This is a genomic window from Rhizobium sp. SG2393 (genome assembly GCF_042610495.1).
Classification (GTDB): Bacteria; Pseudomonadota; Alphaproteobacteria; order Rhizobiales; family Rhizobiaceae; genus RU20A.
The window spans coordinates 23,053-38,722 of record NZ_JBHGAP010000012.1; the positions used below are offsets into that span (position 1 = coordinate 23,053).

Genomic DNA, 15,670 nt, shown 5'->3' on the forward strand with positions numbered 1-15,670 from the left:
TTCAGGGAAAGTCTGGCGCCCCAGCTCACAGTCTGGCGTTCTTTGACGGGGATCTTGCAGTCACTCGCCGATGGCGTGTGATTCCCAACTCATGCCCAGCGGCTTCACGCGGCCGCTCCAGAGATGCAGTTGCCGGAATTTGTTCGGGGAAACCCCGTATATTTTCTTGAAGACCTGAGAAAAATTGGACGGCGAACTGAAGCCCAGGGATCGGCCGATCTCTTCAATCGAGCGTTCGGCGCTTCTGAGGATTTCGGTACAGGCAAGTTCGATGCGGAGCGCCGTCTGGTATTCGGAGATGGTCCGTCCTGTCGTCTTCTTGAAGGCATATTGCAGGGCGCGCGTGCTGACCCCGCTGACCTGCGCAAGCGTCACAGGACTGATGTGCCGATGGGGCGAGCTATGGATGAGCTCCAGCGCCCGCTTGACCTGGCGGGGCGATATCTGCGGCGTCTTCGACAAGAGATCCGTGTTGTTGTTTGGGAAGTTGAGGATGAGGGAATCGACGATCAAGTCCTCAAGTCCATTGGATTGGCCGGGAAGATTCTCCGCCAGTTGCAGGATAGAGGATCCGTGCAGGCCTTCAAGAGCCGAGACGAACGTCCTGAAGGCATCGACCGGGAAGGCCGCGCTGTCGAACTGCAGGGGGCGCCCTGCACGCCCGTCCAGGAGATGGCACAGCCTCCGCTGAAGGACATGGTTGGGAACGATCAGCGACAGCTGCTCCGACCCATCCGACAATTTCACGTCGACAGGATAGTGATAGACGCTTCCCGTGCCTTTGCCGAGGCGCAGATCGGCGTGTCTCGACTGCACGCCGACGTGATTGTTGAGGACGGTGACGAATGTCGTTGCCTCAAGGGGCTCCTTGGGCCTGATCCCATAGCTGCCGACTGTCCTGGTCAATTCCAGCCTTGCGCTTCCGATCAAGCTGACAGTGCCCGTGAAGCCGAAGCTGTCGTAATCGCCAAGCTTCGTGATTTCGACAGGAGAGTAGGCCGAGGAGATCTGCTCCTCGAGCCTTGCAATGTTCCGGAAACTGTACCCAGCCTTGATCTGCATGGAGGCCGCCTTTGAATCAGTCATGGTGTCTGGATACGGGCCGCGTATCCGACAGAGCCGTTCCGGTGATCGCGGGATCGCCGGCAAAGCCCTTTGCTTGTTATCCGATCGTCCGACGCCGAAGCGACGACGCTTGCGGCGGACATGCTCCAAGTTCCGTCATCTGAAGTATAATCCTGCCGATCCTCCTCTCACTCCCCACGGATTGTGCTGTCTCCACTTGCGCCCTCGAGGTGATCCTCGTTGCAGACTTCGCCTGCCGTGAAGAATCGCGACGTTGACCAAATATGTTCGGACCGCTGCCCTTGGCAGGCAAGACCTATTCTCATGGTTGCAAAGCCGCCATTGTGGGATCGGCATGCCCGACGGTGTCGCGGGCGCGGCCAGCGAACAGCCCGGTGCCATCGTCCGGCTGCGACGGTCCTGCTTCGTCATCGATGGCCTCAAGCGGGGCGCTCAGCTCAAAGACAAGACCTTGCTCCCTGTACTGCAAGGTCGCCGTTCCAGACGCCTCCTGAGCAAGCCATCGCTCGATCATCCGTGTCCCAAATCCCCGGCGCGCTGGCGGGGCAGGTATGGCGGGGCCGCCCTGTTCCTGCCAGGAAAAGAGAAGGGTTTTCGGGCCTTCCGCTTCAAGAACACGCCAGGAGATCAAGACCTCGCCATCGCAGGTGCTCAGGGCGCCATATTTGATCGCGTTCGTGCACAATTCATGCAGCGCGAAAATCATCGCCTTTGCCAGCCGGGACGAAATGAAGGCCTCGTCTCCCGCGACGCGAAAGGGGGAGGGGTCCCTGTCGAACGGACGGATTGCTGCACAGACCACATCCGACAGGGTGGCTCCCTGCCAGTCGTTTCGAATGAGAAGGTGCTGCGCGTTGGCAAGAGCGGTCAGCCGGGCCTGAAACGTCGCCAGCGCCTTCTCGTCCGGTTGCGTCGCCTTCAGCGTGAGGCGCGCAATCGACTGCACCATCATCATGTTGTTCTTGATGCGATGGGCGAACTCTCCCAAAATCAACCCGACGCGCTCTTCGCGCGCCTTCAGTGAGTCGATGCTGACGAAGATGCATTGAAGCTTGCCCGGTTCTACTGGAATGAATTTCGCGAGAAACCAGCGTTTTTCATTTTTTGCCGCGCCGAATGAAAATTCGACTTCGCCGACGGAACTGTTGGCTATACTTCGGTTCATGCACGTAACCAGCGACAGGCGGCTCTCACTCGGCAAGATGCCAAGCGCCTCGGCAAGATTGCTGACCCGGATCGGCGGCTCACCGTCGGCGCATATGTCGAAGGATGAATTTGGCGACGTCATCATGAAGAATATACATGAGCTTGCTCCGTATATTTTCTCCATCCCGATGTATTCGCGATCCACCATCGTCAGCAATTCCCGGCATTTCTGGAGCGTTCCATTTTCAATATGTCAAAAATATAATATGATCACTTTGTGAATTTGCAATCGACAAGTTTTTAATTTTGGAAGTCAAATTGACGATTTTCAATTTATTGAATATTGAATTTCAAGTATTGTTCGTTCTTTTATTGTTGGATGAGTAAATAATCGCATTCGGTAAGGTTCTTTTAGTCTAACAATCCTGTTGATGAAGCAACTGTTGCCATCTATGCGTGTGGACGGCAGACGCCACCCGCAGCCAGCCGGTGGCGGCGACGGCGGCGAGCCCTCACCACGCGGTCCTCATCGGCCGGTATCGCAGCTATTCCCAGTGGTGCCCCACCTTCCGCATCGTGCTGCGCGAAGGCAGGCCCTGGCTGATCTCGCCCGGCGGCGTGGAAGGGCCGGACCCGGACATGGAACTCGTTCCCATCGGCGAAGACCTGTTCCGCATCGGCACCGACCCGCGCCTGCCCGAACGCCTGCGCATCGCCGCCACCTGCAACGGCCAGCCGGTCACCGTCTACCGCGACAGCTGCCGCTATTCGCGGATGTCGATGGGCTAGGTGTTCAGTGCCTTCCGCCGACCCAGGTTGCTGCCCTCGAACGCACTACGGCTGGGCCGATGACATGACGACGCTGAAACAGAGACGCTTCCATCGAACCTCCACACAATCTCAATCAAGCGACCATTTTGACGGATTAGGAGGTCACCGGCGCTGAGACCGGCGTGTGATCTCTGGAGTTGGAAATGAAGACGGGTCTTCCACGTGTCCGCAACCGATATCCCGCTTCAATTCGCGCTGTGCATTGGATCCGGGCCGCGTTGATCGTCGCCCTGCTGGCGACAGGGCTCTACATGACAGGGCGCGCCGAGGACGATGTCATGGCGGGGTTCCTTTATCCCGACCACAAGCAGATTGGCGTTCTGGTCTGGCTGCTTGCCGTCGTTCATCTGGGGCTGCGCTGGAGATATGGTTCTCAACTCCCGCATATGGCGCAAACGCTGAAGCAGTGGGAACAGCGGCTCTCGCTCGGGGTGCATCGCGTGCTCATGGCGCTGACGCTCCTGACGCCGCTGCTCGGCTACGCAATGTCCAGCAGCCTGCCGGATGGCGACGGCGTGCCGTTCTTCGTCGTCGCACGGATACCGGAGATCCTCCCGAAGAGTGATACGGCTTTCCTCGTGTTTCAGGCGCTTCACAAATACAGCGCCTATCTCATGCTCGCCTGCATCGGTCTTCATGTCGCGGGCGCACTCAAGCATCGGCTCAAGGACCGTGGCAGCGATGCGGACGTTCTGCAACGGATGCTCTGACGGCGTTCACACGTTGCGCTGAGAGCCAACGTCCCTCCCGTTTCAGCGCCACCCACCCCCGCACGGAAAAAATCGGCGCGTGCCGGGATTAAAGCGCCGGCGCCGGTGTTCATCTCCTATCGGACGGCAAACGTCGTCTCGCAACAGGGGTTCTGGACATGATCGCCACTCTCATCCGCTGCGCCGCCGTTCTTGCCTTCGCCGTCCCCGCGGTCGCCGCGGCTGAGGTGCAGCATTATCGGATCGACCCGGCCTCCCACATCGGGTTCCACGTTGACCAGGTGGGTGGGGGCGGCATCACCGGGGCCATTCCCGCGGTCGACGGCAGCTTCGACATCGACCGCCAGAACCTCGCCCATTCCAGGGTGGAGATTGTCATTCGGCCGGAAAGCGTGACGACGGGGCAGCCCCGCATCGATACGTTCCTGCGATCCGGCGCCGTCTTCGACGCCGTTGATTACCCCGAGATCACGTTTCGCTCGACGCGCGTGGAGCAGACCGGTCCGAAGAGCGCCACGATCCTGGGCGTGCTGACGGCGCGCGGGACGACGCGAAACGCCACGTTCCAGGCGACGCTCGCCAACGAAGCCGGAAGCCGGATTTCCTTCCACGTGACGGGGGACATCTTCCGCGTGCCCTACGGCATGGGGGTCGGCGTGCCGATCTATTCCAACACCGTCAGCTTCGACATGAAGCTGCATGGCCTGCGCTAACGCGCGCCGTGGATGAGCCTTCCAGCACCCGAATTTTCAACCGATGCGGCTGCCTGTGCATCCGCGCCATCCTCAAGGAGACATGACATGACCAGAGCCTATTTTCTGATGGGCGCCATGCTGGCGCTTGCCGTTCCGGCCGCCGCTGCGGAAGACTATGCCAGCGGTGCGATCACCGAGGTGAAAACCGCCAAGGGCGAGGTTCTTGCCAATGACAAGGGCATGACCCTCTATACCTTCGACAAGGACAAGAAGGGCGTCTCGGCCTGCTACGACAGCTGCGCGAAAAAGTGGCCGCCGCTGGTGGCAGCCAAGGGCGCGCAGGCGAGCGCAGAGTTCACGCTCGTCAAGCGCCAGGACGGCACGATGCAGTGGGCCCATGAGGGCATGCCGCTCTATGTGTGGCAGAACGACAAGAAGCCCGGCGACGTGACGGGCGATGGCGTGGGCGGCGTCTGGCACATCGCCAGGGACTGATGACGATGGGAGATATCCTGAACGACATTGCCAATTGCATACCGGCGCTGCGCCGCTATGCCCGGGCGCTGACCCATGACCGGGACAGCGCCGACGATCTCGTTCAGGATGCCCTGGAGCGCGCGATCGTCAAGCGCGCGCTCTGGCGGCCGATAGGCCCGATCCGGCCATGGCTCTTCCAGATCCTGCTCAACCTGCATCGCAATACGATCCGCGATCGCAAGCGGGATGTCGAACTCATGCCGATGGACGCGCTTGCCGAGCGGATCGGCGTGCCGGCCTCGCAGGCCGAGCGTGCCGTGCTTCTCGAAACTGCCGATGCCATGCAGCGCCTGCCGGACGAGCAACGCGAAGCGCTGCTTCTCGTCGCGGTCGAAGGCCTCAGCTATGCGGAGGCGGCCAAGGTGCTGGACATTCCCGTGGGAACGCTGATGTCGCGCCTCGGACGGGCGCGCGGCGCCCTCAGGCAGATGACGAGCGAAAACGGCAGACCCACTTTGAAGGCCATCAAATGAGCAGCACGGAACAGGATATCACGGAGAGCGACCTCCTCGCCTATGTCGATGGTGAAGTGCAGGGCGTGCATCGCGACCGGATCGAGCAGTATCTTGCGAGCAATGCGGCAGCCGCGACCCTGGTCGAGGAGTGGCGCCAGCAGAACCGGCGACTGGGCGCTCTCTATGGACCTGTCGCGGCCGAAGCCGTGCCGGATCGCCTGCGCGTGCGGGAATGGCAGCGGCCGCGGCCGGCCATGCGGGCCACCACCTGGGCTCGGGCCGCGGCGGCCGCGGCACTCGTCGCCTTCGGGATGGGTGCCGGCTGGTTCGGACACGCGATCGTGACGGGCCGGCATGGTGCCGCCGAGCCCCTCGTGGCACAGGCGGTCGAGGCGCACGACCTCTTCAGCAGCGAAGTCATGCACCCCGTCGAAGTGCGGGCCGAGGACAGTGCGCATCTCAAGGGCTGGCTGTCGAAGCGGCTTGACCGTAACCTGTCGATTCCCGATCTCAGCCCCTTCGGGCTCACCCTCGTCGGCGGGCGGCTTCTGCCCGCGGCCGACGGCACGCCGGCCGCGCAGATCATGTACGAGGATGCCGGCGGAGAGCGCCTGACGCTCTACGTCGCGCCGGTGGCATCCAGTCGCGAGACCGCCTTCCACTATGCCAGCATCAAGGGGCTGGAAACCGTGACCTGGACGGACGAGAACGTGAATTGCGCGGTCGTCGGCGGCTTGCCGCGCGACCGGCTGCAAGCCATCGCCAAAGCCGCCTACGCCCAGCTGATTTGAAGGACGGCAGCATGATGTGGCGCAACACCCGGACATCCTACGGCCTCGTGAGCCGCTGCCTTCACTGGGCGATCGCGGTCCTGTTCATCGGGCAAATCCCGCTCGGTCTGATGACGCAGTGGACCGCAGAGCAGCCGGAGCTTCAGTTCGACCTTTACCAGTGGCACAAATCCACAGGCTTTCTCGTGCTCGCCCTGGCGACGATCCGCATTCTCTGGTCGCTCACCAGTCTGAAGCCCGTAAACACATCCGCCTCCCATCGCTTCGAGGCGATGGCCGCGCGCGCCGTTCATACGGCGCTCCTTGTCTTCACGCTGGCGGTGCCGCTGGCCGGCTGGGCGATTGCCTCCAGCTCTCCCCTCAACATTCCGAGCTATGTGTTCAACCTCGTCCTGGTGCCAAACCTGCCGATAGAGATATCCGATGCCGCCGAGGCCTTCTGGTCGACAACCCACGCATGGCTCGCCTACGGCGCGGCGGCTGTGGTGGCGATCCATGCCAGCGCCGCGATTTTCCATGCCGTGCGGCGCGCATCGCGGCCGTGAACTGCGTCGGCAAAGCCCGTCTTCTGCCTGCCGGCGGCCATCATCTCGTGACATTTGGTCGTCGCCAGACTTTCAAACGGTCACAACCCCTGACTTTCATTTGATCATCGCAGTCATTGCGAAGCTCGCTGAACGAGGATGGCCGTGGCGCTGTATCAAAGGCTTGTCGCGCAACGGGTAGCGGACGCCCTGTCGGATCCGCGGCTTGTGCGGATCGTCGGGCCACGGCAATCCGGAAAGACGACCCTGGACGCCGCACGGCAGGTTCCGGTCGGATATGTCAGGCGAACAGACCGTGCCGCGCGTGTCGGACCGGCTCGCAGGGCGGATGGAAATGGTGCGATTGCTTCCGGCTTGCGCATTCTGGCTGAAGCAACGAAAGAGCGGTTTGCGTCAGGCATCGCCCTATACGATCACGGGACGATTCCGTTCGGGGAGCGCCTGTCCGCAGTCACTGTCTCGGCGTGCTGCTCGGTCAGCATGCCATTGCGCAGTCGTTGCCCGATCGTCGAAGTCTGTTGCGTCTGATCTCGTGAGAGTGTGCTGGGCCACTGTCTCAGCAGATTGTTCCATAATTAAGCTTATCCGATAAAAGCTGGCCGCTGGGTACATTCTATTTTCAAGTGCAACGTGGACACCAATGCCCATGGTGTCAGGAAGCGGGCATGATGCCGGACGTGCCTTCGTTGCCGACGAAAACATGCTCCCGGTCCAAGCCCGCCGCATCCATCGGACGCCATGTTAAGTCACGGCGGCGCAACCAGATTGTCCGCCGCGCCCGGAACGGGGTCAAAACCACGCTCCTATTCTATATATAAAACATATATTTTCTATTCCTCTGTTCTCCGCGGCCCTATGCTGCCGCGGACAGTGCGGATTCCACGTCCCCGCCGGTGGATGGAAAACGCCTGCATTCCAAATGGAGCGATGCTGCTTGGCATCGTGCCTCATCTTTCAGGGACCATCAGCATGACACAGATCGACACTGCCTGGGGCGAAGGGCCCACGGCGCGTTATGAAGCTCTCGCCGAACGCTTTCGCCCGCTGTTTGCGGAGATCGCCAGGGGCGCGGTCGGCCGGGATCTGGAGCGCGGCTTGCCGGTCGGCGAGATTGCGGCGCTGAAGGCGGCCGGTTTTGGGGCTGTGCGCATTCCCGAGGCGGAAGGCGGCGCGGGTGCGACGCTTCCCGAGCTCTTCAACCTGCTGATCGAACTCTCGGCCGCCGATTCCAACATCACCCAGGCGCTGCGCGGCCACTTCGGTTTCGTGGAAGAGGTCGTCAACCGCGCCACGGGACCGCAGCGCTCGCGGTGGGTCGAGCGGATCGTGGCCGGCGATCTCGTCGGCAATGCCTGGACGGAAATCGGCAATGCCAGCCAGGCGGCCTTCTCGACGCGCGTCAGCGAGAAGGATGGTGGGCTGGTCGTCAACGGCGCGAAATACTACACGACCGGCTCTCTCTTTGCGGACTGGATCAATGTGGGCGTGACCGGGCTCGATGGCGCCAGCAGTGCCGCGCAGGTGCGCCGTGATGCAGCCGGTGTGACCGTCTTCGACGACTGGGACGGTTTCGGGCAGATCCTGACGGCATCGGGCACGGCGACCTTCACCGATGTTGCCGTCGATCCGCTCGATGTCGTGCCCGACGAGGTGCAGTTCCGCTATGGCGCGGGCTACTACCAGACCGTCCACCTCGCCACGCTCGCCGGCATCGGCCGCGCGATCGCGAACGAGACGGCGGAAGCGGTCGCCAAGCGCACGCGCCACTATACCAATGCCGCCGGCCCGCGCTCCAGCCAGGATCCGCAGGTCCTGCAGGTCGTCGGCCGCATCCGCTCGAATGCTTATGCCGCAACCGCCATCGTGCTGCAGGTGGCGCGTTCTCTGGAGCGTGCCTATCAGGCGCATTTTTCCGGAGACCCGGCGGCCGAGGAGCGGGCCAATGTCGTTGCCGAAATCGAGACCTCACAGGCGCTGACCGTCGTCACCAATCTGGTGCTGGAGGCCGCCACGATCCTCTTCGACACGCTCGGCGCATCGGCGGCACGCAAGCCGGCCGGGCTCGACCGGCACTGGCGCAATGCCCGCACGCTCGCCTCCCACAATCCGCGCATCTACAAGGATCGCATCGTCGGCGATTTCGCCGTCAACGGAACGCCGCCGCCCTACCAGTGGCGCATCGGCCAGGCGCCGGCGTGACAGCATTTCCGTCTGGAAGAGATCAGCCGGCGTTTGCGGCCCTTCCGGGGGCTTGATGGATCGGGTGCCGGCGCGCCCGATCGCAGCGTGTGAGGCTTGGCAACCCAAGGCGCTGCCTTGGGACCGGCAAGCGAGCGACCGGCCGGCGAGCGGCTGACCCCGTTCTGACGCGGGCCGGGGCAATGCAGGCCCGGGATCATCACGAAAAAGGCCGGAGCAAAGGCGCATCGCGCCCCTTGCTCCGGCCTTTCTGTCTTGCGGGGACCGCGCTTTAGAAGGCGGCGAGCGGGATCCAGGATGCGGTGGCGGCGGCGCTGGTCGAGAAGGCCGGGATCTTCTTGGCGAGTTCATCGATGGTGGTGACGCCGGCATCGCGCAGTTGCTGCTGCGTGACGAGCACGGGTTCGACGACGACGGTCTGTGGCAGGGTTTCGCCAGCGATCTGCAGGGCGGCGGCGCGAACGGAGACGGCGCCGACGACCGCGGGGTTGGTAGCGGCGGTTGCCACCCACGGGCTGCCCGGCTCGACGATTTCCTGGATATCGGCGGTGGAGATGTCGGCCGAATAGATCTTCAGCTTGTCGGCGATGCCGAGATCGACGGCGGCGAGCTTCACGCCGCGGGCAAACTCGTCATAGGGCGCGAAGACGACGGAGATGTCGGGATTGGCCCGCAGCGCAGCCTTTGCCTGGTCGGCCGTGCTGGTCGCGGTCGTGTCGCTGACGACGCCGAAGCGGGCGGCTTCGACGATGCCGGGATTGGCCGCCTTGACCTTTTCCCAAACCTCGTTGCGGCGGTCGAGCGGCGCAAAGCCGGCCACGTAGACATAGCCGGCCTTGAAGGCCGTGCCATTGTCCTTCAGCGCCTGATCGAGCGCGCTTTCGGCCAGATCGCCACCATCCGCAGCCACCGCGACCGCGCCACGCTGATCGCCACATCGGATCCCGAAGAGGCCCATGAAGTGGCCGACCGGGTCTTCGTCATGGACCAGCATGCCCTGCGCGCCATCGAACCGGCACCCGCCCTTCCCTTCGCGCTTGAAAGGTCCGCCCCATGACGACGGTGACTGACAATCCCAACCAAACCACCGCCGCCACCGCTTCGCGCACGCGCCTGGTGCAGGAGACCATACGGCGGGGCGCGGTGTTCATCCTGCTCGCCTCTCTTCTCCTGCTGTTCAGCATCGCCGAGCCGGCCTTCCTCACGCTCAGCAATCTCATGAGCATCCTGCAGGCGGTTGCCGTTGTGGCGATCATCGGCGCGGGGGTGACGGTGACGCTCGCCATCGGCGGCTTTGATCTGTCGGTCGGCGCGGTCGCGGCCTCCGGCGTCATGGCCGCGAGCTACGCTATGATCGTCCTGGGCCTCGGCGCAGGCGCCACCGTGGCACTGGTGCTGGCCTTCGGCGCGCTGGTCGGCGCCTTCAACGCCTTCCTGATCGTGCGGCTGAAAATCCCGGATCTTCTCGCGACGCTCTCGGTCATGTTCCTGCTGACGGGGCTTCAACTGATCCCGACGGCCGGGCGCTCGATTTCCGCCGGCCTCATCCTGCCGGATGGCAGCACGGCGACCGGCAAGGTGGATCCGGCCTTCCTTCTCATCGGACGCTCGAGCCTGGCGGGCATCGTGCCGCTCCCGGTGGTGCTGATGCTCGTCGTCGCGATCCTGCTGCATGTGCTGACGGAACGCACCCGTACGGGCCGGCTCCTGTTTGCGATCGGCGGCAACGCGGTGGCGGCCCGGCTGGCCGGGGCCAATACGGCGCGGCTGAAAGTGCTCGCCTATATGCTGTCCGGCACGCTGGCGTCGCTCGGCGGCATCATCGTGGCCGCCCGCGTCGGGCGCGGCGATGTCTCCTCCGGCGCGTCGCTGCTGATGGATTCCGTCGCGGCCTCGCTGATCGGCTTTGCCGTTCTCGGCCTGCGCCGCCCCAACGTGCTCGGAACCGCCGTCGGCGCCGTCTTCGTGGGCGTGCTTCTCAATGGCCTGACCATGCTCAACGCCCCCTATTACACCCAGGATTTCGTCAAGGGCGCGGTCCTCGTCGGCGCGCTGGCGCTGACCTACGGGGTCAGCCGCAGCGCGGACTGAGGGCGCTGGTCGCGGGGTTTTGATCCTGAAGGCGGGGGAAGCGACACGAAGACGGCCGAGGGCGACGGGGCGGGGTTTTATCCCGCCCCGTCCGTGCATCAGACCGTTTCCAGAATCTGCCGCTGCAGATCGACGGCGCGGGGGTCGGCCAGTTCGCGGCGGGGACGTTCGAGATCGACGGCGATGTCGAGGGCGATCGCCCCTTCCTTCAGCACGATGACGCGATCGGCGAGTGCGACCGCTTCCGCGACGTCATGGGTTATGAGAACCGTGGTGAAGCCGCGCTCCCGCCAGATGCCCTCCAGCAGCTTGTGCATTTCGATCCGCGTCAAGGCGTCCAGCGCGCCGAAGGGCTCGTCGAGCAGCAGGATCTGCGGCCGGCTGACGAGCGCGCGGGCGAGCGCGACGCGCTGGCGCTGGCCGCCGGAGAGAACCGATGGCCAGTCGTTTTCGCGACCGGCAAGGCCGACGGCGGAAAGCGTTTCGGTTGCCGCCGCACGCCAGTCCGGGCCGCGTGCAATGCCGACATTTTCGACCACCCGCTGCCAGGGCACCAGCCGGGCCTCCTGGAACAGCAGCCGCACCTGCGGGTTCAGGCCCTCGACCGCAGCCCGGTCGATCGCCACCTGCCCGGCCGTCGGCCGGTCGAGCCCGGCAATCAGGCGCAGCAGCGTGGACTTGCCGCCGCCGGAGCGGCCGACAACGGCAACAAACTGCCCGGCGGGAATGTCGAGATCGAAGCGCTTGAGAACCTGAAGCGCGCCGAATGCTTTTTCCACACGCGACAGGGAGATAGCCAGACCGCCATCGGTGGCGAGCGCGTGCGCCCCCTGCCGCGTCCAGTGTTCCACGGCCGCCATCAGCGTTTCTCCCCTGCGCCCTGGTAGGCGGGATGCCAGGCCAGCACCCGCTTTTCGATCAGCCGCGTCAGGCTGTCGGCGACCTTGCCGAGCAGCGCATAGATGATGATGCCGAGCAGTACCACATCCGTCAGGAAGAACTCCCGCGCATTCATCGTCATGTAGCCGATGCCGGCATTTGCGGAGATAGTTTCGGCGACGATCAGCGTGAGCCACATGAAACCCAGGGCATAGCGAAGGCCGATGAGGATCGACGGCAGCGCACCGGGAAGAATGATGCGCGTGATCAGCGCCTTGCGATCGAGCCCGTAGATCTGCGCCATCTCGACCACCTGCGGATCGACGGTGCGCACACCATGGAAGGTGTTGATGTAGATCGGGAAGAAGACGCCGATCGACACGAGGAAGATCTTGGCCGTCTCATCGATGCCGAACCAGAGGATGACGAGCGGGATCAGCGCCAGATGCGGAATGTTGCGCAGCATCTGCAGCGTGCTGTCGAGCAGGGTTTCGGCCGGCTTCCACAGGCCGTTGACGATGCCGGCGGCAAAGCCGAGGCCGCCGCCGATGGCAAGGCCGATCAGGGCACGCTGCGTGGAAACGAGCGTATGATAGAGCAACGTTCCGTCGAGGAGCGCCGTCCAGCCGGCCAGCGCCACCGTGCTCGGCGCCGGCATCAGCCGCGCCGTCACGAAGCCGGCCCGTGCCGCGATCTCCCAGATGACGAGGAGAAAGAGCGGCAGGGCCCACGGGGCAAGCCGCTCCCAGAGAATGCGGGAGCGGACGGAGGCCGCCTTCTCCCGTCCGGCCTCATGCGGCGCCAGCGCGACCTCCGCCATCACGCCCCGCCTTTCCAGACGGCATCGGCGATGGTGAGCTTCTTCGGGATCAGGCCGAGCGAGAAGAACGTATCGGCAATGGCCTGCTGCTGGGTAACGACGGCCGCGTCCAGCGTCTTCACGCCGTAGGACTGGCGATCCAGAGCGCGCACGAGAACCGGCTCGGGAATGCCGACGGAGGGCGAGAGTTCGGCGGCCGCGGCGGCCGTATTGGCCTTCGTCCATTCGTCGATTTCGGCAATCGCCTCGATGACGACATCGACGGCCTTGGAATGGGCCTCCACGAAGGGACGGGCGCCGAGATAGAACTGATGATTGGGCACGATGCCCTCGCCATTGCGCAGTTCGCGCGCCTCGATGGCGACTTCTGCCGCCGCCTGGAAGGGATCCCAGATCACCCAGGCATCGACGGCGCCACGCTCGAAGGCGGCACGGCCATCGGCCGGCGGCAGGAAGGAGACCTTGATATCCGTATAGGCAAGGCCGGCCTCCTCCAGCGCCTTGACGAGGAGATAGTGCACGTTGGAGCCCTTGTTGAGCGCGACCGTCTTGCCCTTGAGGTCGGCGACCGTCTTGATCGGGCTGTCCTTGGGAACGAGGATCGCTTCGCCGCGCGGGGCCGGCGGCTCATGGGCGACGTAGACGAGCGGGGCACCGGCGGCCTGCGCGAAGATCGGCGGCGTCTCGCCGGTCGAGCCGAAATCGACCGCCCCGACATTCAGGCCTTCGAGAAGCTGCGGCCCGGCCGGAAACTCCGTCCACTGGACCGTGTAGCCGATCGCCGCCAGCTTCTTCTCCAGCAGACCCTTGCCCTTCAGCAGTACGAGCGTCCCGTATTTCTGGAAGCCGATGCGGACGACCTTCTCATCGGCGAAGGCAGCTTTCGCGCCGACAAGCGGCAGGACGGCGGTACCTGCCAACAATCCGGTGAAGCCACGTCTGGTGATGCGCATCGGAAAACTCCTGTTTGAAATCCCCTGCCCCGACCATTCTGCGAGGCCTGACAGAAAATCCGATAGTTTTTATGGATTTCACAGGAATAAAATACTTTCGTCCGGGCCCATCGGGAATTTCCGGGCCCGGTTGATGGCGGTCGAGGACAAATCGGTTCCGGTGGCCGTGGATCCGGTGTCCGGAACCGCAATTCCCCGCCGGCGCCCGCCCCCTCAGTCGATGCCGCCGAGAGAGGTATGATGCAGATCCGAGCGGGCGGCGAGATCCTGTGCGGTTCCCTCCGGCACGCCGCGCCGCGTTTCCAAACCGTGCCTACGCCGTAACTACTGCGGCCTTGCGGCTCAGCAGCCGGTCATGGATCGTTCCGGCGGCGGCAAAGGCCTGCTGGACGATCTGCGGGGCGAGGTCGATGTCGGGCAGGCTGCCGAGGCCGAGCGGCCCCATGGCGAAGAGCGCTGCCCCCTTGCCCTCTGTGCCCAGCACCTGGCCGGTCGTATCGACGGCGATGCCGAGATCGAGTTCGTCACGGGTCAAAAGCCCATCGCGGATGAGCCCGCGCATCAGCGGGGAATCCACGGCCGCCGGGCGCAAGCGACAATCGATCACTGACGTGACCGCCAGAACCTCGACGCCGGCCGGGGTCGAGAGGAGAATGCCGTTGGACACCCTCCGCTCCACGCGGGCCTTGCGCGCCGTGATCGCCCCGACCGCCATGGCGCGCTTCAGCGCCTCGAACTGCTTGAGCGGCAGGCGGTTGCGGTGGCTGTCATAGATCGGCTTGACATGGCGTTTGAACCGGCGGCGCTCCTCCACGCCGAGCGACTGCCAGAGCCCGTAAGCATGGATGCGGAAGTCGTTCATGATGCCCTGCCAGCCCGTTCCCGCTTCGGCGGCATGGTTGGCCGCCTCGCGCAGATGGCGGAAGGCGCCGCGCAGCGTCTTCGGAAAGGGGCGGTCGATCGCGGTCGTGGGCACTGCGCCGACGCCTTGCGGGGCGTGCGGCTGCGGCAGAAAGCCGGAGGCCGAAACGAGGGTGACATGCGAGGCCGCGCCGCTGGAGAGCAGATGGAGCGCGCGATCTACCGCATGCACGCCGCCGCCGAGAACGGCCACATGCGCCGATGTCGCCTCGGTTGCTGCCGTGACCGGCGCGGGACGAAGGCCGTAGCCGGTCGCGAGAAACACCGCATCGAAGGCCACGGCACCCTCGTCCGTGCCGGAGCGCAGTCTGAGCAGGCCGTCCGGCTGCCGATCCACCGCCGTCACGATATCCTGATGCAACTGGACCAGCACATCGGTGCGGGCCCGGTGCGCCTGCGCAAAGCGCTGATAGACATAGGTGCTGAAGATGTCGCCGGAGACGAAGGCGTGCAGGTCGGCCGATCCCTCCAGGGGTGTCGACAGGGCCGCGCCGTCGGTTTCCAGCCATGTGCCGAAATCGAGCGGCAGGCCGGGATCGATCGAAAGGTCGCGTACCCGGCTGTTGACGAGGCCGGATCGCGACCAGCCGATCTCGCCCGCCACCTCGATCTTCGGATCGGGATCGTAGATCACCAGATGGAACGGCTGGCGGCATGCTTTCAGCAGGGCAATGGCCGTCGCGATGCCGGTCAGTCCACGCCCGACGATGGCGATGCGTGGCAGACGGTCGATGGCAATGCGGCTGGGGGACGGCGAGGCAGGAACGAGGGTCATCCGGGGCTCCTTCCGGTCGAGCTGGGCCGTTTGACGGCCGGTGACTGAAATCACGCATACTCTACCGATATAGTAGGGTATGTGGGCCGAGAAGCAAGCGCTATTGCGGCCCCTGCGGCCGAGCGGCGGCCAAGCCACGGCGCCACAACGCGAATTTTCATGCTTCGAAGCGTGGGAAAATTAGAATGGCCGGCCTCAAGAACGGCACGGCGGCGCTTTCGCATATCTCTATAGAA

The 15,670-nt window shown here is 64.1% G+C and carries 15 protein-coding genes and 2 pseudogenes; 10 read left to right on the forward strand and 7 right to left on the reverse strand.

Annotated elements, in window-relative coordinates:
* Nucleotides 1-60 precede the first annotated feature (60 nt).
* Nucleotides 61-1,062, reverse strand: a complete 1,002-nt coding sequence (locus ACED18_RS18960) for a helix-turn-helix domain-containing protein (RefSeq protein ID WP_377295195.1) — start codon at nt 1,060-1,062, stop codon at nt 61-63.
* 325 nt (nt 1,063-1,387) lie between these two features.
* Entirely contained in the window at nt 1,388-2,440 is a 1,053-nt protein-coding gene (locus ACED18_RS18965; RefSeq protein WP_377295196.1) for a sensor histidine kinase, read from the reverse strand.
* A 248-nt stretch (nt 2,441-2,688) separates the two neighbouring features.
* Between ACED18_RS18965 and ACED18_RS18970 the strand changes: the two genes are divergently transcribed.
* From ACED18_RS18970 to ACED18_RS19005, 8 genes are all read left to right on the forward strand, one after another.
* Nucleotides 2,689-3,021, forward strand: coding sequence for a hypothetical protein (locus tag ACED18_RS18970; protein WP_377295197.1), 333 nt, complete (start codon nt 2,689-2,691; stop codon nt 3,019-3,021).
* Nucleotides 3,022-3,206: 185 nt separating this feature from the next.
* A complete protein-coding gene (locus tag ACED18_RS18975) occupies nt 3,207-3,773 on the forward strand; it encodes a cytochrome b (protein ID WP_377295198.1) in 567 nt (188 codons plus the stop codon).
* Nucleotides 3,774-3,931: 158 nt separating this feature from the next.
* On the forward strand, nt 3,932-4,486 hold the full coding sequence (locus ACED18_RS18980) for a YceI family protein (RefSeq protein WP_377295199.1): 555 nt from the start codon (nt 3,932-3,934) through the stop codon (nt 4,484-4,486).
* 87 nt (nt 4,487-4,573) lie between these two features.
* Nucleotides 4,574-4,963, forward strand: coding sequence for a hypothetical protein (locus ACED18_RS18985; RefSeq protein WP_377295200.1), 390 nt, complete (start codon nt 4,574-4,576; stop codon nt 4,961-4,963).
* 5 nt (nt 4,964-4,968) lie between these two features.
* Nucleotides 4,969-5,478: a sigma-70 family RNA polymerase sigma factor gene (locus ACED18_RS18990; protein WP_377295201.1), complete on the forward strand. Its 510-nt coding sequence runs from the start codon at nt 4,969-4,971 to the stop codon at nt 5,476-5,478.
* Entirely contained in the window at nt 5,475-6,251 is a 777-nt protein-coding gene (locus ACED18_RS18995) for an anti-sigma factor family protein (RefSeq protein WP_377295202.1), read from the forward strand. Before ACED18_RS18990 ends, ACED18_RS18995 begins: the two co-directional genes overlap by 4 nt.
* An 11-nt stretch (nt 6,252-6,262) precedes the next feature.
* A complete protein-coding gene (locus ACED18_RS19000) occupies nt 6,263-6,796 on the forward strand; it encodes a cytochrome b (protein WP_377295203.1) in 534 nt (177 codons plus the stop codon).
* Between the two features lie 969 nt (nt 6,797-7,765).
* Nucleotides 7,766-8,995, forward strand: coding sequence for an acyl-CoA dehydrogenase family protein (locus ACED18_RS19005; RefSeq protein WP_377295204.1), 1,230 nt, complete (start codon nt 7,766-7,768; stop codon nt 8,993-8,995).
* Between the two features lie 271 nt (nt 8,996-9,266).
* Here the strand turns inward: ACED18_RS19005 and ACED18_RS19010 are convergent.
* Nucleotides 9,267-9,887 (reverse strand): annotated as a pseudogene (locus ACED18_RS19010) (substrate-binding domain-containing protein); the annotation flags it as partial.
* Between ACED18_RS19010 and ACED18_RS19015 the strand changes: the two are divergent.
* Together ACED18_RS19015 and ACED18_RS19020 are read left to right on the forward strand one after the other, a co-directional pair.
* Nucleotides 9,885-10,052, forward strand: a pseudogene (locus ACED18_RS19015) (sugar ABC transporter ATP-binding protein); the annotation flags it as partial. The pseudogenes ACED18_RS19010 and ACED18_RS19015 sit on opposite strands and share 3 nt — an antisense overlap.
* Nucleotides 10,049-11,086: an ABC transporter permease gene (locus ACED18_RS19020; RefSeq protein WP_377295205.1), complete on the forward strand. Its 1,038-nt coding sequence runs from the start codon at nt 10,049-10,051 to the stop codon at nt 11,084-11,086. The pseudogene ACED18_RS19015 and the gene ACED18_RS19020, both read left to right, overlap by 4 nt.
* 98 nt (nt 11,087-11,184) lie before the next feature.
* Here ACED18_RS19020 and ACED18_RS19025 read toward each other — a convergent pair whose 3' ends face one another.
* The 4 genes from ACED18_RS19025 to ACED18_RS19040 all read right to left on the reverse strand — a co-directional run bounded on the left by ACED18_RS19025 (nt 11,185) and on the right by ACED18_RS19040 (nt 15,434).
* Nucleotides 11,185-11,946, reverse strand: coding sequence for an ATP-binding cassette domain-containing protein (locus tag ACED18_RS19025; RefSeq protein ID WP_377295206.1), 762 nt, complete (start codon nt 11,944-11,946; stop codon nt 11,185-11,187).
* Nucleotides 11,946-12,785 carry an ABC transporter permease subunit gene (locus ACED18_RS19030; RefSeq protein WP_377295207.1) on the reverse strand — a complete coding sequence of 280 codons (840 nt, stop codon included), beginning with the start codon at nt 12,783-12,785 and terminating at the stop codon, nt 11,946-11,948. Before ACED18_RS19030 ends, ACED18_RS19025 begins: the two co-directional genes overlap by 1 nt.
* Nucleotides 12,785-13,738: a sulfonate ABC transporter substrate-binding protein gene (locus ACED18_RS19035; protein ID WP_377295208.1), complete on the reverse strand. Its 954-nt coding sequence runs from the start codon at nt 13,736-13,738 to the stop codon at nt 12,785-12,787. The genes ACED18_RS19030 and ACED18_RS19035 overlap by 1 nt, the downstream gene beginning before the upstream one ends.
* A gap of 313 nt (nt 13,739-14,051) precedes the next feature.
* On the reverse strand, nt 14,052-15,434 hold the full coding sequence (locus ACED18_RS19040) for an FAD/NAD(P)-binding protein (RefSeq protein WP_377295209.1): 1,383 nt from the start codon (nt 15,432-15,434) through the stop codon (nt 14,052-14,054).
* Between the last annotated feature and the right edge of the window lie 236 nt (nt 15,435-15,670).